Source organism: Nonomuraea sp. NPDC004580 (assembly GCF_040609855.1).
Lineage (GTDB): Bacteria > Actinomycetota > Actinomycetes > Streptosporangiales > Streptosporangiaceae > Nonomuraea > Nonomuraea salmonea.
Genome location: NZ_JBEXLH010000003.1, coordinates 266,788 through 290,225, shown reverse-complemented (window position 1 = coordinate 290,225; position 23,438 = coordinate 266,788). Strand labels below are relative to the sequence as shown.

The window sequence follows — 23,438 nt, the reverse complement described above, 5'->3', positions numbered from 1 at the left end:
GGAATCTCCGATGATTCGAGGAGAAGCCGCCCATTGTGATCACCTGACCTGCAGGGGGATGGGTGTGATCGCACGACCGGGCCGATCCATACGAGCGAGACTGGCGCTGCTCGCCAGCGTGGCCATGACGTTGCTCTGCGTCGCGGCCGCCGCGCTGCTGCTCTGGGTCACCCGCACCACGATCGTGGACATCAGGACCCGCGAGGTCATCAGCACCGCCCTGCGCGTGGTGTACCTCATCAAGGACCACGACCTGCCCCGCGTGATCTCGGTCGGCCTCGACGGGCTGCAGGTCGTCGACGCCTCCGGGCAGGTGGTCTCCTCGACGCCCAACCTGGCCGGGTCGCCGCGCCTGATCCACACGGTCCCCGAGGACGACAAGGCCACCCGCATCGGCACGGTCTGCGACCGGCCCGAGTTCGCCGGCGACTGCCAGATCGTGGTGTCCTTCCGCGTCTACGAGCCGGAGGGCGACTGGGTCGTCTACGCCTTCGGCCCGCTGCCGCCCTGGTACGTCAGCCCCGCCGCGATCATGTTCCTGATCCTGTTCACCGTGGTGCTGGTGGCGCTGACCTGGTTCGGCGTCTCGCGAGTGGTGGCGGGGACGCTGGCGCCCGTCCAGGTCATCACCGAGCGGCTGGCGGCGATCACCGGCGGCGACGGGTCGCTGCGCCTGCCCGTGCCGGACAGCGCCGACGAGATCAGGGCGCTGGCCGAGACCGCCAACCAGACGCTCGAACGCCTGGAGTCCGCGCTTGAGCAGCAGCGCCGCTTCGCCTCCGACGCCTCCCACGACCTGCGCAGCCCGATCACGGCCATGCGGACCGAGCTGGAGATGGCGATGCTCGCGCCCGAGGAGACCGACTGGCGCGAGACCGGCACGAAGCTGCTGGCCGGCCTCGACCGGCTGCAGAACATCGTCACCGACCTGCTGATGCTGGCCCGGCTGGACGCGGGCGAGCCGGGCGCACTGGAGCCGGTCGACCTGGGCGAGCTGGTCGCCGGCGAGACCGCGACGCCGCGCTCGAAGCAGGTGGTCACCTCGCTGGAGCCGGGCGTCGTGGTCACGGGCGACCGCCACCGGCTGGCCCGCCTGCTGACGAACCTGCTGGACAACGCCGAGCGGCACGCCGAGAGCACGATCACGGTCACCGTACGGGCGCAGGGCCCGCAGGCGGTGCTCGAGGTGCTCGACGACGGCGCGGGCATCGCGCCCGAGCACCGCGAGCGGGTGTTTCAGCGGTTCATGCGGCTCGACGCGGCCCGTAGCCGCGACGCGGGCGGCACGGGACTGGGCCTGCCGATCGCGCGGGAGATCGCCGGGACGCACCACGGAACGCTGCGGATCGAGGGCTCGGAAACGGGCGCCCGTTTCGTCCTTCGCCTGCCGAGAGTCAGCGGCTGAGCCGGTATTCCGACCCCACCGAAAGGCGTTCGGTATCCCCAACTACCATGATCACCATGAACGGGACTGTGTGTACGTACCGGGGCTCCATATAACCAGAAGGGCTGACGTCCGTTTTGTCCTATAAATACTAGTGATCAGAAGTTAGAGTTACCCGCTGTGACAACTGGTTTCAGCCGATTACGGCGCGAGGATTTGCTGAAGACGGCCTGCGAGGTGATCGCGGAGCAAGGTTTCGGGCACACCAGGACCCTGGACATCGCCAGGGCGGCCGGAGTCAGCCAGGCCCTGCTCTTCTACCACTTCGAGACCAAGGAGCGGCTGTTCGCGCAGGCATTCGGCTATGCGGCACGCGTGCACCTCGAGGCGCTCGCCGACGTCGAACGTTCCTCCGGCACGCCGCTCGAGCGCCTGCGCTCCCTGCTCAGGCTCTGCTCGCCGGCGATCCCCACGGAGGGCTGGCGGCTCTGGATCGACGCCTGGTCCGAGGCGATGCGCAGCACCGAGCTGGAGGAGATCTCCCGGCGCATCGACGCCAGGGGGCGCACGCTGATGCGCATGATCATCGAGGCGGGCGTGGCGAGCGGCGACTTCGACTGCGACGACCCCGACTCGGCGACGTGGCGGCTGTTCGCCCTGATCGACGGCCTCGCGGTGCAGACGCACACGCACCCCAAGGTGTTGTCACGACGGCGGGTCAACGTGCTCATCCGTACGGCGGCGGCCAAGGAGCTGGGGGTGGACGCGGAAAACCTGTGACCCTCACCTTCCCAGGCTTATTGGATGCTTCGTACAATTACTGGGCGAGGAGAGGAGTGCCGCGATGACGTCCGCACCACGCTCTACCGCCCCCCAGGAACGCGACGAGCACGTCGGCGACGGCGGCGCCTACCGCGCGGTCATCGAACGCCTCTCGAAGGCGTCCGTCGACAAGCACTGGGAGCCCTACCGCGACATCCCGTGGGACGACCCGGAGTTCCACGTGGACCCGTCCGATCCGCGCTGGGAGCTGCCCGGGGTCGACCGGCTGGGCGGCCACCCCTGGTACCGCGCCCAGCCCCCCGAGGTGCGCGCGCGGATCGGGCTGTGGCGGGTGGCCACCGCGATGAAGATCGGCCTGCAGTTCGAGAACCTGCTCAAGCGCGGGCTGCTCAACTACGCCTACCGGCTGCCCAACGGGTCGCCCGAGTTCCGGTACGTCTACCACGAGACCATCGAAGAGGGACATCACGGGATGATGTTCCAGGAGTTCGTGAACCGTACCGGGATGCCGATCCGTGGCATGCCGCGCCCGCTGTCGGCCGTCGCGCAGGTCGCGCCCTGGATCCCGCTGGTCTCGACCGAGCTGTTCTTCGTGTTCGTGCTCGGCGGCGAGGACCCGATCGACCACGTCCAGCGCAGGGTGCTGAAGGACGGCAGGCCGCACCACCCGCTGGAGGAGATCATCATGCGCATCCACGTCGCGGAGGAGGCCAGGCACATCTCGTTCGCCCGGCACTACCTGCGCAACCGGGTGCCCAGGATGCCGGCGTACCGGAGGTTCCTGCTCGGCCTGTTCGCGCCGGTCGTGCTCGGCGTGATGGCGCGCATCATGCTCGCGCCGCCGGGGCCGATGATCCGGCGCTTCCGCATCCCCGCCGGCGTGGTCGCCGACGTCTATCTGCGCGACCCGGACGCCGGGCGCGAGGTTCGCGACTCGGTGGCCCGCACGCGCGAGCTGTGCGCCGAGATCGGGCTGGTCAACCCGGTCAGCCGGCGGGTCTGGAAGCTCATGGGAATCTGGGCGGACGCCGGGCCGTCACGACCTCGGTGACCGCCGTCAGCTCCCACCGGCCCCACCAGCGGGCGCCAGCGTGCCAGGGCCGCAGCCGAGGTCCAGCACCGTGCTGTCCGCCCCGAACTCCGCCGCCAGGTGAGTGACCGCCGGCTCCGGTGGGCGGGTGCGGTATTTCGCGTAGTAGGGGGCCGCGCCGCCGAACAGGTCCGCCATGGGTGGGACCATATACAGGTTCATGACGAGGTTCGATGGAAGGTTTCGATCTGTGAGGCGGCTACTCACGGTCCTGCTGCTCGCCGTCGCGGCGACCGGGCTGCTCTGGTCCCCCGCGCGGGCGCACAACGTGCTCATCAGCAGCGACCCCAAGGACGGTGCCGCGCTGACGGCCGCGCCCGAGCGGGTGACGCTGGTGTTCGACCAGGCGGTGCGTCAGGGGTACGCGCAGGTGGGCGTCACGTCGGCGGACGGCGGCTCATGGGCCGACGGCGCCGCCTCGGTGGCGGCGGAACGGGTCACCGTCCAGGTCAAGCCGTTGCCCGCCGGGTCGTACGTGGTGGGCTACCGCATCCTGTCGGCCGACGGGCACCCGGTCACCGGGAAGATCTCCTTCACCGTGACGGGCGGCGGCGCCGCTGCGCCCGCCGCGCGGGAGACGGCCGGCGGCTCCGACGCCGCGGCGGCCGAGGCGGCGGCCAACGGCGGCGCCGGGATGGCCGTGCTGTGGGTCCTGGGCGCCCTGATCGTCCTGGCCGCGGGCACCATCGTCGCCCTCCGCCGCTCAACCCCCGCACCTCCTGCGGCCTCCCCCGCGGCATCCGCGCCCCCTGCGGCTGTCCCCGCGGACTCCTCGGCCCCCGCCGCGCTCGACTCCTCTGACTCCGAGGCCCCAGCCCCCACGGCGGGTGACGGTGGGCGTTCCGGTGAGGGGGCTCGGGCGTGAGTGTGCTTGCTCCCCCGCTGCCGCGGACGCGGAACGTCGGCGGGCGGCTGGTCGCCGGGGCGTTCGGGGTGTGCGCAGTCGTCGCGGCCGTGGCGGCCAGTTCGCTGACGGCGCAGGAGTCCGTGCCGGGCATCCCCATGCCGGGGCCCGTCGTGGAGATCGGCCTGCCCCTCGTCAGGGCACTGCTCGACGTCGCGGCCGTGGCCGTGGTCGGGCTCAGCCTGCTGCCCAAGCTGCTCGGCTTCGACGCGCCAGAGCGTACCGAGCCGGTCCTGGTGCGGGTGCGCCCGCTGGCGGTGGTGGCCGCGTGGGCGTGGGCGATCTGCGCACTGCTCACGGTCGTCTTCCAGACCGCCGAGCTCAACCCCGGCGTGGTGCCGACGTTCGGAATGATCGCGAGTTACGTCGGCACCGTCGGCACGGGACAGGGGCTGCTGTTCAGCGCCGCGTGCGCGCTGGCGGCGGCCGGGATCGGGCTGATGGCGGTGCGGTTCGGCGAGAAGGTGCCGGCCGAGCTGCGGGTGATCGTGGGGTTGTTCGGGCTGCTGCCGATCCCGGTCACCGGCCACGCCGTCAACTCGATCTGGCACGACCCCATCATGATCTCGATGGAGGTCCACGTGATGGGCGCGGCGGCGTGGGCCGGCGGGCTGGTCGTCACCGTCGTCTTCCTCGCGCCGCACCGCGACCTGCTGGCCGTGGCGCTGCCGAGGTTCTCCAGGACGGCGACCGTCTGCCTGCTCCTGGTGGCGCTGTCGGGCCTGATCACGGGGCTCGGCACGATGGCGCTCACACCCGGTGTGACCCTGCCGGGCGCGATCGTGACCAGCCACTACGGACTGCTGGTCGTGGTCAAGGCGGCGCTGGTGGCGCTGCTCGTGCCGCTGGCCGCGCACATCCGCTTCCGGCTGCTGCCCGCCATCAGGAGAGGGCAGGCCACCGCCCTGGTCGGGTGGACGGTGGCCGAGGTGAGCGTGATGGGCCTGGCGTACGGGGTGGCGGTGGCGATCACCCGCGCCTCGATCGCCTGACCGCTCCTCCTGCCCGGAACCTCAGGTGGTGGCGGGAGCCTCAGGTGGTGACGGGAGCCTCAGGTGATGGCCGGAGCCGCCACCACCGGGGCGGGCGCTCCCACGGGTTGAGCCTTCCTGCGGCCGGTGAGGGCCTCGATCGCCAGCCAGGCGACGAGCAGGCCGATGCCGGCCCACACCGCCGACGACGTGGCGAGCGGGGGCGCTCCGAGCAGCCCCTCCTGGCCCTTGAGAGCGCCGTAGACCGGCCCCATGGCCGCGTTCTGCACGACGAGCGCGCCGTACGCGGCGGCGGTCGCGACGACCGTGCCCAGCACCGCCCGCACGTACGGCATCCGCACCAGGAACGCGACGTCCACCAGCAACCCGGCCACGACCAGGAAGAACGGCAGCGCGGACGGCGGGAAGCCGGTGAAGGTGAGCAGCGGCCAGATCACGGTCCTGAACCCGACGTAGCCGGCCGCGACGAGCGTCGCCGCGCCGAACCTGCCGATCAGCCGCCTGGCCAGCACCAGCACCGACAGCCCGACGACCACCGCGTAGACCGGGTAGAGGTAGTCGGGCACCGGCAGCGCGAATCCGGCCATCATCTCCCTGTCGACCGGCCGGTTCATCTGGTCGGCCGCGAACTGGAGCAGGATGGGCTCGGCGTAGGTCGCCTTGTTGTCCCAGGCGCCGAGCGAGAGCACGCCGTACTCCTGATGCTGCTCGGGGAAGTGCACGTTCTCCAGGAAGAACGCGAAGAAGGCGCCCAGCACGACCGTGCGCTCGCGCCCGGGCGGCGCGCCCATGAACCAGCCCCTGATCACGCCGGCGATCATGAAGAACGTTCCGACGTACAGCATGATGTGGGACGGGCTCCACGAGGTGATGTCGAGCCCGTTGACGCGGTGGTTGATCAGGTCGAGCGGCACCGCGACGAGGAAGATGCCGGTGCCCCACTGGATGAGCTTGAGCGCCTTCTTGTCGACGCCGTAGCCGGTGTAGCCGTGGATCAGGGTGAGGGCGACGGCGACGGCCGTACCGGCGGAGTTGAGCAGGTGGGGCGGCGCGAGATCGTCGCGCAGCCACTTGAAGTGCCAGGAGACGTCCCAGGCCGAGCCGAGCAGCTTGAGCGTGAGCGCCACCAGCCAGCCGAAGTAGAGCACCCGGAACAGGTCGGGCGGTGTGTCGCGGCCTGCCTCGCCGCGGGTCCAGTAGGGCAGGGCCCACGCGGCGGCCTTCTTGAGCGATGCTGGAGACTTCACGGCAGAGAATCTTACGGTCAGCCGCCCCGAACCCCGCTCCCGGCCGGGCTTGCGCTCGCCCGCAGGGAGAACATCAGCGGGACCCTCGGCGCGCCGGCGGGCGGGCGGTAGCCGCCGTCGCGTTCCGTGAAGGTGTCGAAACGGCGGAACAACGTGTGGTCGTGCTCGTGCAGGAACTCCAGGCGCGGGCCGGCGTTCGCGACCGCGGTGACGATCTCGCCCATGCTGTGCCTGAACTCCAGGGACGTCTGGTGTTCGAGCACTTCCGGGCCGGTGTAGGTGTGCGGGTAGTCCCAGCCGTGGGGGCCGCGGTCGAAGGAGTCGTTGGTGACCTTGGTGCCGGTTTCGTCGTCGAGGACCTCGGTGAACGGGTGGAATCGGCGACATAGAGGAACCCGCCCGCGGCGATGCGCTCGGCCTGGTCGATCGCGGCGTCGGACAGGTCGAGGCCGGTCACCTCCGCACCCAGCCTCGCCCAGGAGAGCGTGTCGAGGCCGAAGTGGCACTGCAGGTGCACCAGGCTGCGGCCGGCCACCTCGCCGACCTCCTAGATCTCGAATTTCAGCACGTTTTCCTGAAGCTCAGGCGTACGGGAAGGTGCTTGAGGCCGTTCTGGAAGTTGGAGGTGAGGCGGCGGGGCGGGCCGGCGAGTTCGACGTCCCACTTGAGCAGTTCCCTGAACACCGAGCGGAGCTGGGCGCGGGCCAGGTGCGCGCCGAGGCAGAAGTGCGGGCCGAAGCCGAAGCTGACGTGGTCGTTGGGGGTGCGGGCGATGTCGAAGCGGTCGGGGTCGGTGAAGACGGCCGGGTCGCGGTTGGCGGAGGCGTGGTAGACGACCACCTTCTCGCCCGCCCTGATCGGCTGCCCGCCGAGGGTGAGGTCGCGGGTCGCCGTACGTCTGAAGTGCATGACCGGCGGCCAGAACCGCAGCATCTCCTCGATGGCGGAGCCGAGCAGCTCGGGGTGCGCGCGCAGGCGCTCCATCTGGTCCGGGTGCTCAAGGAGGGTGAGCAGGCCGCCGGGGATGCCGTTGCGCAGGGTCTCGTTCCCGGCGACGGCGAACAGGAAGAACATGTTCTCGAACTCGGCCTCCGTCAGGCCGCCCTTCCGCATGGCGGACATGACGGACTCGTCGTCCACGGGGGCCTCCCCCAGCGCGTGCGCGTAGGCGAACATGTCGGCCAGGGCCGCCCGCGACCGCGGGTTGACGCCGGGCTGCGGCTCCGGCCTGGCCGTGATGGCTTGACGGCCCATGGGGGTGAGGGAGGCGACGTCCGCCGTGGACAGGCCCGCGTAGTCGGCGTCCTGGTAGCCGATGACGCGCGACGCCCAGTCGTACAGCAGCCGCCTGTCCTGCGCGGGCACCCCCATGATGTGCGCCAGCGTCCAGACGGGCAGGTCGGCGGCCACCTCCACGACGTCGCACTCCCCTTCCTCGAACAGCGCCGCGGCCCGCCGCTCGATCGTCCGCTCCAGGGCGCGTACGGCTCGGGGCGTGAACGCCGCCGCCACGATCCTGCGCAGCCTGGAGTGGCCTGGCGGGTCCATGTTCAGCATCTGCACCTGGACGAACTCCAGGTCGGACGGGGTGTCGGGGTCGCGGATCTGGGTGGCGCCGAGGTGGGAGGAGAAGTCCTCCGGGGTACGCAGGACGTGCTTGACGTCGGCGTGCCGGAACACCGCCCAGTACCCGGGCCCCGCCCGCCACGGCCCCACCGGAGGCTCGGGGACGCGGCAGACGGGGCTCTCCTCGCGCAGCCGGGCGAAGAGCTCGTACGGGACGGCCCGGTCGTAGGTGGAGGGCAGGAACACCTCGACCACTTCACCCCCAAGCCCCGCCTCCGTCGCCCGGCGCCGCCGATCCCGCTCCCCCGGTCTCTGATCCGCCTCCGTCACCTGGCGCCACCGATCCCGCTCGCCCGGCCTCTGGTCCGCCTCCGTCGCCCGGCGCCGCCGATCCCGCTCGCCCGGCCTCTGGTCCGCCGCCTCGGGCGTCGGTCGTCGGGGGCGTCGGGGGCGTGGGGGGCGTCGATCCATCGCACCGTCGTCGTTCGCGGCCGACATGTGCATCCTCCGGGCTCGTCCACAGGCAGTTCGCGGGGCGTGGCCAGTTGTCCACAGGTCGTGCGTGCGGCGGCCCGCCCGTCCTGTCCAGCGTGCATGATGTCCGCGTGACTCCAGAAGACGCAGAGGCGATCCTCCAGGAATACTTCGCCCCCTGGATCCGTCAGCTCGGGCTGCGCGTGGAGGAGGTCGGCGAGCGCCACGCGATCGTCCGCCTCCCCTGGTCCGACGACCTGGCGAGGGAGGGCGGCGGGCTGTGCGGCCAGGCCATGATGGCCGCCGCCGACACCGCCACGGTAGTCGCGATCTCGGCGGCGCGCGGCGGGTTCGTGCCGATGACGACGGTGCAGCAGTCCACCACGTTCCAGCGGCCGGTGGTCGGCGACGACGTGCTGATCGACGTCCGCATCACCAAGCTCGGGCGCACGCTCGCCTTCTCCGAGATCACCTTGCGTGCGGCGGGCGGCTCCGAAACGGCCGCCCACGCCACAACCGTCTACGCACTCCTGGCCTGACCCCCGCCTCGGCTAGGGTCCGCGCCCTGCCAGCGAGAGCGTTCGTTCAGGGCGCGCGGGTTCGGGGCCTGAGTGGCGAGGGTTCGGGGCCTGAGTGGCGAGGGTTTGCGCGATCTTGCCGGAACGGCCGCTGACCAGTCCTTTCAATCCCGGTTCACTCCTGGGCGGTGTCCGCGCGGGCGCCGTCTCAGGGATCTCTCAGGTGCGGAAAGTAGGCTCACCACATGAAGCGTGTGGCCGCTCTGGTAGTGGCACTCGCCCTCATCGGGGTGGCGACATGGCTCGTGTGGCCGTCGGCGCCCCAGGTGCGGGGCCAAGACCAGCAGATAACCGTCGTCGACGGACCGTCGGACGACCAACGGGTCGAACTCGACACGACGTTCTTCCCGCCGCCGGAAGGCGGAAAAGCGCCCGTCATCCTGCTCGCCCACGGTTTCGGCGGCAGCAAGCAGAGCATGCGGGACCAAGCGGTCCGCCTCGCCCAGCAGGGCTACGGCGTGCTGACCTGGTCGGCGCGCGGCTTCGGCCGTTCCGGCGGCCAGATCGCGCTCAACTCGCCCGACTACGAGGTCAAAGACGTCAAGCAGCTGATCGACTGGCTCGCCAAGCGTCCCGACGTGCAGCTCGACGCGGCGGGCGACCCGCGCGTGGGCATCGCGGGCGGCTCCTACGGCGGCGCCATCGCGCTGATGACGGCGGCGTACGACCAGCGCGTCGATGCGATCGTCCCGCAGATCACCTGGTCCGACCTGGCCGACGCGCTGTTCCCCAACGCGGCCGCGCCGAGCTCGGGCGAGACGGCCGGCGGGGTCTTCAAGCGCATGTGGGCCGGCATCTTCTTCGGCCAGGGCGTCTCGCTCGACGCCTCGTCGCTGCTGGGCCGGCGCGAGGCCGCCGCGCCGCTGACGCCTGAGCAGGCGCGGTGCGGCAGGTTCCTGCCCGCCATCTGCGACATCTACCAGCAGGTCGCCACCGACGGCCGGGCCACGCCCGAGGCGGTGGAGCTGCTGCGCAAGTCCAGCCCTGTCACGGTGGCCGGGCAGATCAAGGCGCCGACGCTGCTCATCCAGGGGCAGCGCGACTCGCTGTTCCCGATCGGCCACGCCGACGCCAACGCCAAGGCCATCGCCGCCGCCGGCACGCCGGTGAGCATCGCCTGGTTCGACGGCGGGCACGACGGCGGCAACGGCGAGGCCGACTGGCTGTTCGAGCAGACCTCGGCCTGGTTCGGCCGCTACCTCAAGGGCGAGGGCGCGGGTGACGCCGCGACTCCGGTGAGCGCGTTCACGGTGACCCGCGACGGCGGGCGCGACCCCGGCACCCGCCAGCGCATCCGCCTGCACCCCGAGGCCGACTCCTACCCCGGCCTGACCGGCACCGACACCACCACGGTCGAGCTGAGCGGCCCCGCCCAGCACATCGTCAACCCGCCGGGCGGCGCGCCCGCCTCCATCTCCACCGTGCCGGGCATCGGCGGCCTGCTGGGCGGCCAGGGCGCCGGCGTCTCCCTCGACATGCCGGGCCAGAGCGCCGCCTTCGAGTCCCGGCCGCTCACCGCGCCGCTCCAGCTCACGGGCAGCCCGACCGTCAAGGTCACGGTGACGGGCAAGGGCGAGGCGACGCTGTTCGCCAAGCTCTACGACGTGGCCGACGCCCTCCAGCCGCCCACCCTGCCCGCGGGGCTGGTGGCGCCGTTCCGGGTGACCATCCCCGAGGGCGCGGGCAGCGCCGAGGCGACGATCACGCTGCCGGCCGTCGACCACCGCTTCGCCGTGGGCCACCGCCTGCGCCTGGTCGTGACGACGACCGACATGGGCTTCGCGACGCCGGCCCAGCCCGCCGCGTACCAGGTGGCGCTGTCCTCCCCCGCCCTGACCGTCCCCACGGTCTCGACGCTGGCCGCCGCGCCGACGGGGGTCGCGTGGTGGGTGTGGGCGATGCCGCTGGTCGCCGTGGTGATCGCCGTGATCATCCTGGCCACGGGCCGCACCACCTCCCGCCGCCGCCCGACCTCCTCCACCAAGCCCGTCCCCTCCGACGCCACCGAGGCGAGAGAAGGCGTGGCCGCCAACGTCACGGCCGACCTCACCACCGCCGGGGCGTCCAGGAGCACGGCCGGCCCGAACGGCAAGACGCACGACCACGCAGCATCCGGCGGCACCGCCGCCATCGGCGCGTCCGGCGCAGCGGCTCGTCCCAACGGCGAGACGCGCGAGCGTGACGTGGCCGGTGGCGCCACCGCCCTCAACGAGGATGCGGGGAGTCGTGAGGTCGCCGGGGCCGGTGCGGTGGTGCCGCTGGAGATCAGTGGGCTGACCAAGGCGTACAGGAACGGTGAGCTGGCCGTCGACGACCTGTCGTTCCGCGTCGAGCAGGGCCAGGTGCTGGGGCTGCTCGGGCCCAACGGCGCGGGCAAGACGACGACGATGCGGATGATGATGGGCCTCATCCAGCCCGACGCCGGCGAGATCCGCATCTTCGGCGAGCGGGTGACGCCGGGCGCGCCCGTGCTGTCGAGGCTGGGGTCGTTCGTCGAGGGGCCTGGGTTCCTGCCGCATCTGTCGGGGCGCGACAACATCCAGCTCTACTGGGCGGCCACCGGCAGGCCCACCGCCGACGCGCACTTCGACGAGGCGCTGGAGATCGCCGGTCTCGGCAAGGCGCTGGAGCGGGCCGTACGCACCTACTCGCAGGGCATGCGGCAACGGCTGGCCATCGCCCAGGCGATGCTCGGCCTGCCCGACCTGCTCGTGCTCGACGAGCCCACCAACGGGCTCGACCCACCCCAGATCCGGGAGATGCGCGAGGTGCTCAAGCGCTACGCGCGAGACGGCCGTACCGTGATCGTCTCCAGCCACATGCTGGCCGAGGTCGAGCAGGCCTGCAGCCACGTCGTGGTGATGCAGCGCGGGCGGCTGGTCTCGACCGGCCCCGTCTCGCGGCTGCTCAGCTCGGCCGCGACAGGAAACGGGCACGGGCCGCGCCTGGAAGACGTGTTCCTCGACCTCATCGGAGACAAGGGATGACCACCGCGACCGGTTACGCGCCGCGCCGCACGCTGCCGCTGCGGGTGGAGATCGTCAGGCAGTTCAAGCGGCGGCGGACGATCGGCATGTTCGCGCTGCTGCTGGCGTTGCCGTGGATCCTGGTGATCGCGTTCCAGTTCGGGCCGCAGTCGAGCGGGCAGGGGCAGTCGTCGCTGCGCATCTCCGACCTGGCCACCGAGAGCGGCCTCAACTTCGCCGCGTTCGCCCTGTCGGTGTCGGCCAGCTTCCTGCTGGTGGTGGCGGTGGCGCTGTTCTGCGGCGACACCGTGGCCAGCGAAGCCAACTGGTCGTCGCTGCGCTACCTGCTGGCGGCGCCGGTCCCCCGCGACCGGCTGCTGCGCCAGAAGCTGATAGTCGCGCTCGGCTACTCGGCGGCGGCGGTGATCTGCCTGCCGCTGATGGCGCTGCTGGCGGGCACGCTGGCGTTCGGCTGGGACGACATCCAGGTGCCCGGCACGGGTGAGGTCATCCCGGCGTTCGACGTCCTGCCCCGGTTCGGCATCGTGATCGGGTACGCCCTGGTCAGCCAGCTCGTGGTGGCCGCTCTGGCCTTCCTCATCTCCACGATGACCGACTCGCCGCTCGGCGCGGTGGGCGGGGCCGTCGGGCTGTGGATCGTCTGCACGATCCTGCAGGCGGTCGAGGCGCTGGGGTCGCTGCGCGAGTTCCTGCCGACGTTCTGGAACAACGCCTGGCTCGACGCCCTGGCGCCGGAGCTCGACTGGAGCGGCATGGCCAAGGGCGCCTCGATCTCGATCACGTACGCCGCGATCCTGATCGCCGTCGCCTTCCGCCGCTTCCGCAGAAAGGACGTAGTGAGCTGACGCTCCACCCCCGGCTTCGGGAGGCCTGGGCTAGTCGAGCCAGGCGAAGGACTTCGTCACCGCCTTCTTCCAGCCGGCGTAGCCTTCCTCGCGTTGTTCTTCGGTCCACGTTGGTTCCCAGCGGCGGTCTTCTGCCCAGTGGGTGCGGAGTTCGGTGGTGTCTCTCCAGTAGCCGACGGCGAGGCCGGCCGCGTACGCGGCGCCCAGGGCCGTGGTCTCCGAGACCGTGGGGCGGCTGACGGGGACGCCGAGGATGTCGGACTGGAGTTGCATGCACAGGTCGTTCGAGGTGACGCCGCCGTCCACGCGCAGGACGTCCAGGACGACACCCGAGTCGCGCTGCATGGCCTCCACCACGTCGCGGCTCTGGTAGCAGATGGCCTCCAGGGTCGCGCGGGCGAGGTGGGCGTCGGTGTTGTAGCGGGACAGGCCGACGATGGCGCCGCGGGCGTCGGCCCGCCAGTACGGCGCGAACAACCCGGAGAAGGCGGGCACGAAGTAGACGCCACCGTTGTCGGGCACCTGCCGCGCCAGCGTCTCGCTCTGCGGGGCGGAGGTGATGATGTGGAGCTGGTCGCGCAGCCACTGGACGGCGGAGCCCGTGACGGCGATGGAGCCCTCCAGCGCGTAGACGGCCGGCTGGTCGCCGAACTTGTAGGCGACGGTGGTGAGCAGGCCGCTCTCGGAGCGTACGCGGGAGGTGCCGGTGTTGAGCAGCAGGAAGTTGCCGGTGCCGTAGGTGTTCTTGGCCTCGCCGGGCGAGAAGCAGACCTGGCCGACCGTGGCCGCCTGCTGGTCGCCGAGGATGGCGGTGATGGGCACCTCGCCGCCGGCCGGGCCGTACCCGAGCGTGACGCCATAGTGGGAGGGGTCGGCGGAGGGGCGGATCTCGGGGAGCATGGCACGCGGGATGCCGAAGAAGGACAGCAGCTCGTCGTCCCAGTCGAGGGTGCCGAGGTCCATGAGCATCGTGCGGCTGGCGTTGGTGACGTCGGTGATGTGCACGCCGCCGTTGACGCCGCCGGTGAGGTTCCACAGGGTCCAGGTGTCGGTGTTGCCGAACACGGCCTCGCCGCGGTCGGCTCCCTCGCGGACGCCGTCCACGTTCTCGAGGATCCACTGAATCTTGCCGCCGGAGAAGTACGCCTCGGGCCGCAGCCCCGTCTTGTCGCGGATGACCTGGCCGCGGCCGTCGCGTTCGAGTGCGGCGGCGATGCGGTCGGTGCGGGTGTCCTGCCAGACGATGGCGTTGTAGTAGGGGCGGCCGGTGCGCGGGTTCCACACGACGGTGGTCTCGCGCTGGTTGGTGACGCCGAGCGCGGCGAGGTCGCTGTGGTGCAGGCGGGTGCGCTGGAGGGTGGTCTGGATGACGGCGGCGGTGCGCGTCCAGATCTCGATCGGGTTGTGCTCGACCCAGCCGGCTCTGGGCAGGATCTGCTCGTGTTCGAGCTGGTATTTGGCGTATTCGGCGCCATCGTGATCGAAGATCATGAAGCGGGTGCTGGTGGTGCCCTGGTCCACCGCGCCGACGAAATCAGGCATGGCTCACTCTCAATCTGACGGCTTCACGGTGTCGCGGTCCTCGCCCTGCGGCAGGAAGCGGGCGATGCACAGCTGGTAGAGGGCGGCTCCGAGTGCTGCGCCGACCAGCGGGCCGACGATGGGGACCCACCAGTACGGATCGCCGTACTGATCTCGCCAGGCCCCGTCGTACCCGGTGAGCCAGCTGGCCAGGCGGGGGCCGAAGTCGCGGGCGGGGTTGATGGCGTAGCCGGCGTCGGTGCCGAACGACATGCCGATCCCGACGATGAGCAGGCCGATGATGAACGGGCCCAGGTTCGCCCCCGGCGCCATGTTGAGGACGTCGGAGAGCGCGAAGAGGACGAACAGCAGGATCGCGGTGCCGATGATCTGGTCGCGCAGCCCGCCCCACATGGAGACCGGCAGGGTGCCGTTGCCGGGCAGGGTGGAGAAGACGATCTGGGTCTTGATCGTGTGGCCGGGGTCGGCCATGGCCAGGACCTCGGTGTAGTTCCAGCGCACGATGAGCGCGGCCACGAACGCGCCGAGTGTCTGCGCCAGCGCGTACGGCAGCACCTTCGGCCACGGGAACCCCCGGAACAGCGCGAACCCCAGGGTCACGGCCGGGTTGATGTGGGCTCCCGTCGTGCGGCCCGCGACGTACACGCCGAGCGTCACGCCGATGCCCCACGCCCACGCGATGCTGTCGTGGTCGCCCAGCTCGGCGGCGATGACCTGCGCGACGACGCCGCAGCCGAACAGGATGAGCACCATCGTGCCGAGGAACTCCGCGATGAGCTCCCCCGTCAGCTTCCGCTGAGTGAGCAGATGCGCCACCGATCCACCTCCTTGCCGTGCTTGTCGGCTTTCCCGATCAACGGGTGCCGCATACGGATTGTGGTGGATAGGTTGCGCAAAGTGCTGGAGGGCGAACCTCTCAGAGAGCGCGGGTGAAGGTGACCAGGCTGGTGGCGTGGAAGTGGTCGAGGAAGAGCCGCGGGAGCGCGGCGCGGACCGGCCGGCCCCACCAGTCGTCGACCACGGCGGCGATGGCGTCGTGGTCGGCCGGTGCGGCGGGGCGGAGATCGTAAGGGGGCACCTGGTCAGTCCCAGTGCGGGGGGCGGTTCTCCAGGTAGAAGGTGTCGTCGTCGGTGTCGCGCCACTCGCCCCAGCCGAGGTCGGTGTCGTCGGAGGTCTGGTCGGGTAGGAATTCCTTCACGTCGTACATGCTACCGAGGCGTACAAACCTGTCCCCGGTGTGTCCGCTGGATCAAGGACAGTTCGCAAGGTCAGCGGTACGATGCGTAGGCAGGTGTCGCCGATCCCCCCGTGAGGCTGCTCATGGCCACCCCGACAGGCTGGCGGCGAGAAGGCAATCTACCGGCGGAGCTGACCAGCTTCATCGGCAGGACACGTCTCCTCGCCAACCTCAAACGACACCTCAACGAGTCACGCCTGGTGACCGTGACCGGCATCGGTGGTGTCGGCAAGTCGCGCACGGTGCTGCGCCTGGCCCATCAGGTGCGCGCCCACTACCCCGACGGCGTGTGGTTCGCCGATCTCGCCCGGCTGCAGGACGCGGGCATGGTCAAGCACACGATCGCCTCGGCGCTCGGCATCGCCGACCAGTCCTCGCGCACGGAGTCGGAGTCGCTGTCGGAGTGGGTCGGCGAGCGCGACATGCTGCTCATCATCGACACCTGCGAGCACCTGGTGCAGGGCTGCGCCGAGCTGGTGCACGAGCTGCTGGAGGCGGCGCCCAACCTCAAGGTGCTGGCCACCAGCCGCCAGTCGCTGCACCTGCCGTACGAGCACGTCGTGCCGGTGCCGCCGCTGCAGGTGCCGGGCGACGACCCGGCGGAGAGCCTGTTCACCAACGAGTCGGTGCAGCTGTTCGCGGCCCGTGCGAGCGCCAGCGTGCCCGACTTCGTGCTCGACGAGGACAACATCGGCCCGGTGGCCGAGCTGTGCCGCAGGCTCGACGGCATCCCGCTGGCGATCGAGCTGGCCGCGGTGCGCCTGCGCGCGCTGTCGGTCGAGCAGATCCTGGGCCTGCTGGCCGACCGGTTCAGCCTGCTGGCGGGCGCGAGCCGCACGGCGCTGCCCCGGCACCAGACGCTGCGCGCGGCGATCGGCTGGAGCCACGAGCTGTGCGAGCCGGCCGAGCGGCTGCTGTGGGCGCGGCTGTCGGTGTTCGCCGGTGACTTCGAGCTCGACGCGGCCCGGTTCGTCTGCTCCGACGGGCGGCTGCCGTCGGAGGACATCACCGACCTGGTGACGGGCCTGGTGGAGAAGTCGATCCTGCTGATCAGGAGCAACCACGCGGGCGTGCGCTACAAGCTGATCGACACGCTGGCCGAATACGGCGAGGAGTGGCTGGAGAAGCTGGGCCAGACCGAGCAGCTGCGCCAGCGCCATCTGGAGTACTACCTGAGCCTCGCGCAGCGCAGCGAGGACGCCTGGTCGGGGCCTCGGCAGATCTACTGGTTCGTCCGCATGCGGCAGGAGCACGACAACGTCCGCCTCGCGCTGGAGCACTCGCTGTCCACGCCGGGCAAGGAGCCGCTCGCGCTCACCCTGCTGTCGTCGCTGTGGTTCATGTGGGTGTGCTGCGGCTTCGCCCGCGAGGGCCGCCTCTACCTGGAGCGCGCGCTGGAGGCCAATCCCACGGTGAGCAAGGAGCGCTGCAAGGCGCTGTGGGTGCTCTCCTACACCAAGAGCGCCCAGGGTGACAGCGCGGGCGCGCTGGCGGCGGCCGAGACGTGCAGCACCGAGGCCGTGCGCGTCGGCGACTCGCGCGCGGTGATCCTGGCCTCGAAGATGCAGGGCACGGCCGCGCTGCTCCAGGGCGACCTGCAGAAGGCCAGCGCGCTGCTCGGCGTGGCGATCGAGTTCAACACCGACAACAAGGAGCTCAACCCCGGCCTGCTGCCCGCGATCGTCGAGCTGTCGATCGTGCTGACCACGCAGGGCGAGCTCTACGAGGCCGAGTCGCTGCTGCAGGACTGCCTGCAGGTGTGCAAGGAGCGCGGCGAGCTGTGGGTGGGCTCCCACGCGCAGTGGGCGCTGGCCAGCACCAGACTGGCGGCGGGACGCACCGAGGACGCGCTGCAGAACGCGCGGGAGTCGCTGCGCATCAAGCGGCACTTCCACGACACGATGGGCACCCTGACGGCGCTGGAGACGACGGCCCGGATCCTCGTCATGCTCGGCCGGTCGCTGACGGCCGCCCGCCTGCTCGGGGCGTTGCAGCAGAACTGGAAGACCGCGGGGCTGCCGCAGCTCGGCGCGCCGTGGATGACCGGCGACCACAACGGGTGCGTGCGCGAGTGTCAGCGCCAGCTCGGCGAGCTGGCCTACAAGGACGCCTTCGAGGAGGGCGCCAGGCTCGACCTCGACGAGGCGTCCGCGCTCGCGCTCGACGACGCGGACGCCCTTGACGAAGGCTGATGCGGGACCGTCAGACGGCCTTCGGCCACTGGGTGCCGTCAGGCCAGGCGTGCACGTACCGCGCACTGCCGAGGGAGAACTCGATGTGGCCGCGAACCCAGTGTTCGAGGCCGCGAACGTACTTGCGCACCGGGGGCGGCGCCCACTCTTCGAGCGCGGCGCGCCGGGCGACGAACGCCGCGATCGCGTCGTTGTGCATCTGCGCGACCTCGCGCAGAGCGTCCTGCAAGGTGAGGGACTTGTGCGTGGCGAGCACCGTCACGAGGTTGTGCCGGGCCTTGTCGTTGCCGCGCTCCTTGGCGTACGACAGCAGGTCGTTGTCCCAGCCGATGAGGTCGCACGCCAGGTCGGAGAGCATGCGCACGTCGGGGTGGTGCCATTCCTCGGCTTCGAGCCGGTAGCCGCCCCCGACGTCGATCAGCGCGAAGCAGGTGTAGGTGGCCCCCGTGATGCGGCGCATCAGGACATAGTCCTCGGGGGTGGGGATGAGATCGACCTCCCGGTTGGCGGCCTCCCAGATCTGGGCGAACAGGTATTCCTTCACCGTGATGCGCCACCGGTCCACCTGGGCGGGGGTGGCGTACTCGGAGATCCGCTGCTGGAGCTCCTGGAGCGCCAGGCCGAAGGGGTCGTCGGCGGTGGGCCGCCGGCGGCCGTCGAGGATCTCGAGGAGCGGCGGAAGGGCACGGGCGAGTGCGGAGGCCCGGTGCCCCATCAGCTCGTTTTCGCAGAACGCGTCGTCGAAGGCGAACAACCAGTTGTACCAGTCGTTGATCAGCCGGAGGCTCTCGCGCGGCACGGTGGGATTGGTCCGTGCCGCGAGCAGGCCGATCTTGGAGCGCCGGAAGTGCTCAATCGTCTCGGCGCCGTTCAGCATGTTGGAGGCGGCCAGCCACAGGTGGCTCTCCGTGTCGACCTCCGAGGCATGGACGTTGACCTCGTTCGGGAACGGACATGGCAGCGGAGGGATGTGGAGCGGTCGCCTACTGAAGGGATGCGCAGATGTAGCCACGTCTCCCAGCATGACTAGAGGGTGTTCGAAAGGCCACACTCGGCAACTTCGCGTCCTTAAATGCTTATTTCATACTATGAAGCGCTTTGCGGGAAGCATTGGATAAACAGGCTAATCGCCAACATTCGCGCATTCTGCCGGGCGGACGGCAGTCCCGCACCAGGGTCCGCTCCGGTGTCCGGCAACGCTCTGACCACGGCAGACTCTTTCATGAGCACCGCACAGGCCGCTCACGGTCATCGGCCCCATGAGCATCGGCAGCCGCGTGTGACAAGCATGCGTACAGACCCGGCGTGACCGTAATAAGCCGCCGGCATCAGCAAAGTGTCACCTTCGCCGTCGATCAGGCCGGCCGGCGCCCCGGCCTCGGCGTACGCCCCCGGCGCCGCCGCCTCCCCCCGCCCTGGCCAGGTCGAACGGCTCGGTCGCGGGCCCTTCGGGCTTCTGGTCCACGTCCATGTACGCATTCTTCCCTCGATAGGGTGCCCTGCACGGAATCGTTCCGACGCGCCGTAGGTTCTGGTGAAGAGTACCTAGGGAAAGGCTGTCCAACCGTGTTCGACCCGAAGGATCTCTACGAGCTCGCAGACGACGCGCCCGAGCTGCCCGATCCGGTGTTGCTGTACCACTTCGACGGTTTCGTCGACGCGGGCGGTGCCGGACGTCTCGCGCTGGGCCACCTGCTGGCCGAGCTGGAGCACCGGGTCGTGGCGACGTTCGATGTGGACCGGCTGCTCGACTACCGGTCGCGGCGTCCGATCATGACGTTCGACACCGACCGGTGGGTGGATTGGGAGAGTCCCGAGCTGGCCGTGCACGCCGCCAAGGACGCGACCGGCACCCAGTTCCTGGTGATGAGCGGGCCCGAGCCCGACCGGGAGTGGGAGCTGTTCGCCAAGGCCGTGGCCGAGCTGGTCGAGCGGCTGAACGTGAGCAAGCTGGTGACCCTGCACGGCATCCCCATGGCCGTGCCGCACACCCGGCCGCTCGGCGTCACCGCGCACGCCAGCCGGCCCGAGCTGATCTCCACGCAGACCAGCGTGTTCGGCCGGGTGCAGGTGCCCGGCAGCGTGGCCGCCCTGCTGGAGCTGCGGCTGGGCGCCAAGGGCCACGACGCCGTGGGCTACGCGGTGCACGTGCCCCACTACCTGTCGCAGGCCGAATACCCGACCGCCGCCGTGGCGGCCCTGGAGGCGGTGACGCGCGGCACGGGGCTGGTCTTCCCGATGGAGTCGCTGCACGACGCCGCCCGGCGTACGACGACGGAGATCGAGGAGCAGATCAAGGCCTCCGCCGAGCTGTCCACCGCGATCACCGGCCTCGAGCAGCAGTACGACGCCTTCGCCGCGGGCGCCGAGCGCGAGAACCTCATGGCCGAGACCACGCCGATGCCCACGGGCGACGAGCTGGCCGCCCAGTTCGAGCGGTTCCTGGCCGAGCGCGACGACGACTAGCGCCGCCTGGAGGGGCGTGCGGACAGCACGGTCGCGGGAGGGGCGGGCGGATAACCTGGGCCGATGAGTGATCAGGCAGACCGGCCGCAGCCGCGGCGCGCCTCTCAGCCGTCCGCCGGCACGGACATCCGTGTCGGCCTGATCGGCTACGGCACCGCGGGGGCCTACTTCCACGCCCCGCTGATCCACGCCACCCCCGGCCTGTCCCTGGCCGCCGTCGTGACCAGGAATCCCGATCGCCGGGCCGAGGTCGCCGCCACGTACGGCGCCGCCGCGGTGGACGACGTGCAGGACCTGTGGGGCCGCTGCGACCTCGTCGTGGTCGCCTCGCCCAACCGCACCCACGTCGCCACGGCCGCGGCGGCCCTCACCGAGGGCCTGCCCGTGGTCGTGGACAAGCCGCTGGCCAGGACCGCGGAGGAGGGCCGCGGGCTGGTCCGCCTGGCCGAGGAGCGTGGTCTCATGCTGACCGTGTTCCAGAACCGGCGCTGGGACGGCGACTTCCGCACCGTGCGCCGCCTGGCCGGCGAGGGGCTGCTGGGCCGGGTGCTGCGCTTCGAGTCGCGCTTCGAGCGCTGGCGTCCCGTGCCCAAGGGCGGCTGGCGCGAGAGCGGCGGGCCGGATGAGGTGGGCGGGCTGCTGTACGACCTCGGCAGCCACCTGGTGGACCAGGCGCTGCAGCTGCTCGGCCCCGTACACGCGGTCTACTGCGAGAGCGACGTGCGGCGCGAGGGCGTGGAGGCCGACGACGACACCTTCATCGCGCTCACGCACGCGAGCGGCGCCAGGTCGCATCTGTGGGCCAGCTCGATGGCCGCCCGGCTCGGGCCCAGGTTCCGGGTGCTCGGGTCGGCGGCCGGCTTCGTCAAGTACGGCATGGACGTGCAGGAGGAGCGGCTGCGGGCCGGGATGACGCCCGGCGCGCCGGGGTTCGGGGACGACCCGGAGGAGCGCTGGGGCGAGCTGGGCACGGAGAGCGAGCGGCGCGTCGTGCGTACGGAGGCGGGGGCGTATCTGGACTTCTACCGGGAGGTGGCGGCGGCGCTGCGCGACGGCGGCCCGCCGCCGGTCGACCCGGCGAGCGCCGTCGAGACGCTCGCCGTCATCGAGGCCGCCCGCCTGTCGGCCTCCCAGAGCATCGTCGTCCACCTCGGCTGAAGGCCCCGGGAAGCCGGTGGGGCCGGCTGAAAGCCCAGGCCGCCGTTCAGGCGTGCTGTCCGGGCGGGCTGTCCGGGCGGGCTGTCCGGGCGGGCTGTCCGGGCGGGCTGTCCGGGCGGGCTGTCCGGGCGGGCCGTCAGTCGCGCAGGCGGGCGCGCAGGGCGGTCGTGTCGGCGTCGGTCCAGCCGTTCGCGGCCAGCCAGCCCATCGGCCCGCCGAACCGGTCGTCGAGCACGCCCAGGAACTGCTCGATGTAGCGGGCCCGCGGCATGTGGTCGTCGGCCGGCCGCGAGTCGAGGTCGTCGCGGTAGGTGTCGCTGCCGCGCAGCCGCTTGAGAATCAGCTCAAGCCGCTCCCCGGTGGCAACGTAGTCCTCGACGATGGCCTCTCTGGTGGCGCCGGCGACCTCCAGGGCCAGCGCCGCCAGCACGCCGGTGCGGTCCTTGCCCGCCGCGCAGTGCACCAGCGCCGCGCCGTCGTCCAGCGCCATCGCCCGCAGCGCCGCGACCACGCCGTCGGGCCGGTCGCGCAGATAGCCGAAGTAGAACCCGGTGACCCGCAGCTCCTCGTCGAGCACCCGGTCAGCCCACGGCAGCACCCGCTCGCCGTCGATGCCGTCGGGCGCGACGTCCGCCTCGACGTCGGTGTGCCGGCCGCCCTCGGCGAACAACGTCAGGTGATGGTGGCGCACCTCGGGCACCCGGGTCAGCGGACCAGGCCCCTCCAGCGTCACCTCGGCCGTCGAGCGCAGATCCACGACGTGCCGCAGGTTGAGCTCGCCGACCAGCAGTTCCACGTCGGCGGGCGTCAGCCCCTGCAGGTTGTCGGCGCGATAGAGCCGGCCGCGACGGGTGCGGCCGCCGTCACGAGTGGGCAATCCGCCCAGGTCACGCGCGTTGACCGCGCCTTCAAGGTCGATCCACCTCGTCATCTCGCTCATTATTACGACCCTATATGTCCGGCAGAACGCAGCGAATTCGAGGTTCATAACGCAGCATGAACGTATGGATCCACGAGCTCTGCCTCCACGGCTGGTGATCGATCCATCGCTGCCCCCGGAAATCTCGGTCGAGTTGCGGTCGAGCCCGCACATCCTCCGCCAGGCTCGATCGGGCGCGCGAATGGACACCACGCGAAACCCCGCCACCCTGTTCGTCCTGCCGGCCTTCCTGTTGCTGCTGTTCATGCTGACCAGCAGCACGCCCCTGTTCATCATGGGCACGGGGGTCGGCATGATCGTCGTGATCAGGTGGTTGGCGACGGACGGCACCTACCGCTCGACCAAGCGAAGACTGGGGCTCGCGCGGGCCCACGCCGAGCACTACATCCTCCCCGAGGACCTCGACCACCCCTGCCAGATGCTGCTGCGCAGGGCGCAGAACGCCGTGGAGGCCATTCTCCACTCCAACGTGCACAAGGCCGGGCTCATCGACAGCGTCGACAACCAGGTCTCGCTGCCCGAGGAGGTCTGGCAGATCGCCCAGCGGCTGCGGCGGCTGTCGTCGATGCACGCCGAGCACGGCAAGCTGGTGCCGCGCGAGCTGCCGCCGGACATGGAGGCGGCGTTCAAGCCGTACACGAGCGCGCTGGACGCGGCCTGGACGTCGCTGACGCACCGCGTACGGCATCTGGAGAAGTACGCCAAGCAGGTGCTGAAGGCCGACAAGGTCTACCACGCCCACCTGCGGCTGGAGAAGCTGGCCGCGAAGACGCCGGAATACCAGCAGCTGCTGGCCGAGACCGTGCGCGACGAGCTGGCCCACGGCCGCATCAACGAGCTGTCGGACCAGGCGGCCCATGTGCGCAAGCTGTTCGAGGAGAGCATCCTGCAGGCCAGGCAGACGGCGGGCGAGCTGTTGCGCTCGCCGCTCACTTAGGCGGGGCACGAAGGGAACGGGGCACAAGCGAAGGGGGCACAGGCGAACGGGCACGGGCGAACGGGGCACGGGCGAACGGGGCACGGGCGAACGGGGCACGGCGCCGGCCGTGCCC

General features: G+C 71.0%; 20 protein-coding genes and 1 pseudogene. 12 read left to right on the top strand and 9 right to left on the bottom strand.

The features are described 5' to 3' along the window. The first annotated feature begins 64 nt into the window (after window positions 1–64). The 3 genes from ABZW11_RS06610 to ABZW11_RS06600 all read left to right on the top strand — a co-directional run bounded on the left by ABZW11_RS06610 (window position 65) and on the right by ABZW11_RS06600 (window position 3,218). Window positions 65–1,405, top strand: a complete 1,341-nt coding sequence (locus ABZW11_RS06610) for a HAMP domain-containing sensor histidine kinase (protein ID WP_355413349.1) — start codon at window positions 65–67, stop codon at window positions 1,403–1,405. Window positions 1,406–1,564: 159 nt separating this feature from the next. Then, complete coding sequence (locus ABZW11_RS06605) at window positions 1,565–2,164, top strand: TetR family transcriptional regulator C-terminal domain-containing protein (protein WP_355413347.1); 600 nt, start codon at window positions 1,565–1,567, stop codon at window positions 2,162–2,164. 64 nt (window positions 2,165–2,228) lie between these two features. Further along, a complete protein-coding gene (locus tag ABZW11_RS06600; protein ID WP_355413345.1) occupies window positions 2,229–3,218 on the top strand; it encodes a diiron oxygenase in 990 nt (329 codons plus the stop codon). Between the two features lie 6 nt (window positions 3,219–3,224). On the opposite strand, the gene ABZW11_RS06595 is transcribed toward ABZW11_RS06600, so the two are convergent. Continuing rightward, window positions 3,225–3,395 carry a hypothetical protein gene (locus ABZW11_RS06595; protein WP_355413343.1) on the bottom strand — a complete coding sequence of 57 codons (171 nt, stop codon included), beginning with the start codon at window positions 3,393–3,395 and terminating at the stop codon, window positions 3,225–3,227. Between the two features lie 52 nt (window positions 3,396–3,447). On the opposite strand from ABZW11_RS06595, the gene ABZW11_RS06590 reads away from it, so the two are divergent. Then, window positions 3,448–4,122 (top strand): copper resistance CopC family protein, encoded by a 675-nt coding sequence (locus tag ABZW11_RS06590; RefSeq protein ID WP_355413341.1) that lies wholly within the window; start codon window positions 3,448–3,450, stop codon window positions 4,120–4,122. Then, on the top strand, window positions 4,119–5,153 hold the full coding sequence (locus tag ABZW11_RS06585) for a CopD family protein (RefSeq protein ID WP_355413339.1): 1,035 nt from the start codon (window positions 4,119–4,121) through the stop codon (window positions 5,151–5,153). Before ABZW11_RS06590 ends, ABZW11_RS06585 begins: the two co-directional genes overlap by 4 nt. Before the next feature lie 59 nt (window positions 5,154–5,212). Here the strand turns inward: ABZW11_RS06585 and ABZW11_RS06580 are convergent, their stop codons facing one another. The 3 genes from ABZW11_RS06580 to ABZW11_RS06570 form a co-directional block, all read right to left on the bottom strand. After that, complete coding sequence (locus tag ABZW11_RS06580; protein WP_355413337.1) at window positions 5,213–6,400, bottom strand: hypothetical protein; 1,188 nt, start codon at window positions 6,398–6,400, stop codon at window positions 5,213–5,215. A gap of 17 nt (window positions 6,401–6,417) precedes the next feature. Further along, a complete protein-coding gene (locus ABZW11_RS06575; RefSeq protein WP_355413335.1) occupies window positions 6,418–6,663 on the bottom strand; it encodes a hypothetical protein in 246 nt (81 codons plus the stop codon). A gap of 298 nt (window positions 6,664–6,961) precedes the next feature. Beyond that, complete coding sequence (locus ABZW11_RS06570; RefSeq protein ID WP_355413333.1) at window positions 6,962–8,221, bottom strand: cytochrome P450; 1,260 nt, start codon at window positions 8,219–8,221, stop codon at window positions 6,962–6,964. A gap of 350 nt (window positions 8,222–8,571) precedes the next feature. On the opposite strand from ABZW11_RS06570, the gene ABZW11_RS06565 reads away from it, so the two are divergent. The 3 genes from ABZW11_RS06565 to ABZW11_RS06555 all read left to right on the top strand — a co-directional run bounded on the left by ABZW11_RS06565 (window position 8,572) and on the right by ABZW11_RS06555 (window position 12,850). Further along, window positions 8,572–8,979: a PaaI family thioesterase gene (locus ABZW11_RS06565; RefSeq protein ID WP_355413331.1), complete on the top strand. Its 408-nt coding sequence runs from the start codon at window positions 8,572–8,574 to the stop codon at window positions 8,977–8,979. 224 nt (window positions 8,980–9,203) lie between these two features. Further along, window positions 9,204–12,005, top strand: coding sequence for a CocE/NonD family hydrolase (locus ABZW11_RS06560; protein ID WP_355413329.1), 2,802 nt, complete (start codon window positions 9,204–9,206; stop codon window positions 12,003–12,005). Next, window positions 12,002–12,850 (top strand): ABC transporter permease subunit, encoded by an 849-nt coding sequence (locus ABZW11_RS06555; RefSeq protein ID WP_355413327.1) that lies wholly within the window; start codon window positions 12,002–12,004, stop codon window positions 12,848–12,850. Before ABZW11_RS06560 ends, ABZW11_RS06555 begins: the two co-directional genes overlap by 4 nt. 30 nt (window positions 12,851–12,880) lie before the next feature. On the opposite strand, the gene glpK is transcribed toward ABZW11_RS06555, so the two are convergent. The 3 genes and pseudogenes from glpK to ABZW11_RS06540 form a co-directional block, all read right to left on the bottom strand. Beyond that, complete coding sequence (gene glpK, locus ABZW11_RS06550; RefSeq protein WP_355413325.1) at window positions 12,881–14,392, bottom strand: glycerol kinase GlpK; 1,512 nt, start codon at window positions 14,390–14,392, stop codon at window positions 12,881–12,883. 9 nt (window positions 14,393–14,401) lie between these two features. Beyond that, window positions 14,402–15,208, bottom strand: coding sequence for an MIP/aquaporin family protein (locus ABZW11_RS06545; RefSeq protein WP_355413323.1), 807 nt, complete (start codon window positions 15,206–15,208; stop codon window positions 14,402–14,404). 121 nt (window positions 15,209–15,329) lie between these two features. After that, window positions 15,330–15,470: pseudogene (locus tag ABZW11_RS06540) on the bottom strand (GNAT family N-acetyltransferase); the annotation flags it as partial. A gap of 231 nt (window positions 15,471–15,701) precedes the next feature. On the opposite strand from ABZW11_RS06540, the gene ABZW11_RS06535 reads away from it, so the two are divergent. Beyond that, window positions 15,702–17,822, top strand: a complete 2,121-nt coding sequence (locus ABZW11_RS06535) for an ATPase (RefSeq protein ID WP_355413321.1) — start codon at window positions 15,702–15,704, stop codon at window positions 17,820–17,822. Window positions 17,823–17,832: 10 nt separating this feature from the next. Here ABZW11_RS06535 and ABZW11_RS06530 read toward each other — a convergent pair whose 3' ends face one another. Next, entirely contained in the window at window positions 17,833–18,834 is a 1,002-nt protein-coding gene (locus ABZW11_RS06530; RefSeq protein WP_355413319.1) for a hypothetical protein, read from the bottom strand. A gap of 554 nt (window positions 18,835–19,388) precedes the next feature. Here ABZW11_RS06530 and ABZW11_RS06525 point away from each other — a divergent pair. Together ABZW11_RS06525 and ABZW11_RS06520 are read left to right on the top strand one after the other, a co-directional pair. Next, window positions 19,389–20,288, top strand: coding sequence for a PAC2 family protein (locus ABZW11_RS06525; protein WP_355413317.1), 900 nt, complete (start codon window positions 19,389–19,391; stop codon window positions 20,286–20,288). A gap of 63 nt (window positions 20,289–20,351) precedes the next feature. Continuing rightward, window positions 20,352–21,446 carry a Gfo/Idh/MocA family oxidoreductase gene (locus ABZW11_RS06520; RefSeq protein ID WP_355413315.1) on the top strand — a complete coding sequence of 365 codons (1,095 nt, stop codon included), beginning with the start codon at window positions 20,352–20,354 and terminating at the stop codon, window positions 21,444–21,446. A gap of 136 nt (window positions 21,447–21,582) precedes the next feature. On the opposite strand, the gene ABZW11_RS06515 is transcribed toward ABZW11_RS06520, so the two are convergent. Further along, complete coding sequence (locus tag ABZW11_RS06515) at window positions 21,583–22,386, bottom strand: tyrosine-protein phosphatase (protein ID WP_355413313.1); 804 nt, start codon at window positions 22,384–22,386, stop codon at window positions 21,583–21,585. Window positions 22,387–22,567: 181 nt separating this feature from the next. Here ABZW11_RS06515 and ABZW11_RS06510 point away from each other — a divergent pair, with 181 nt between their 5' ends. After that, on the top strand, window positions 22,568–23,323 hold the full coding sequence (locus ABZW11_RS06510) for a hypothetical protein (protein WP_355413311.1): 756 nt from the start codon (window positions 22,568–22,570) through the stop codon (window positions 23,321–23,323). Window positions 23,324–23,438 lie beyond the last annotated feature (115 nt).

Excerpts from the sequence above, each read along its gene's own strand:
- ABZW11_RS06520 (WP_355413315.1), top strand. The coding sequence starts at position 20,352 with ATGAGTGATCAGGCAGACCGGCCGCAGCCGCGGCGCGCCTCTCAGCCG.
- ABZW11_RS06515 (WP_355413313.1), bottom strand. The coding sequence starts at position 22,386 with ATGAGCGAGATGACGAGGTGGATCGACCTTGAAGGCGCGGTCAACGCG.
- ABZW11_RS06555 (WP_355413327.1), top strand. The coding sequence starts at position 12,002 with ATGACCACCGCGACCGGTTACGCGCCGCGCCGCACGCTGCCGCTGCGG.
- ABZW11_RS06560 (WP_355413329.1), top strand. The coding sequence starts at position 9,204 with ATGAAGCGTGTGGCCGCTCTGGTAGTGGCACTCGCCCTCATCGGGGTG.
- ABZW11_RS06600 (WP_355413345.1), top strand. The coding sequence starts at position 2,229 with ATGACGTCCGCACCACGCTCTACCGCCCCCCAGGAACGCGACGAGCAC.
- ABZW11_RS06510 (WP_355413311.1), top strand. The coding sequence starts at position 22,568 with ATGGACACCACGCGAAACCCCGCCACCCTGTTCGTCCTGCCGGCCTTC.
- glpK (WP_355413325.1), bottom strand. The coding sequence starts at position 14,392 with ATGCCTGATTTCGTCGGCGCGGTGGACCAGGGCACCACCAGCACCCGC.
- ABZW11_RS06595 (WP_355413343.1), bottom strand. The coding sequence starts at position 3,395 with ATGGCGGACCTGTTCGGCGGCGCGGCCCCCTACTACGCGAAATACCGC.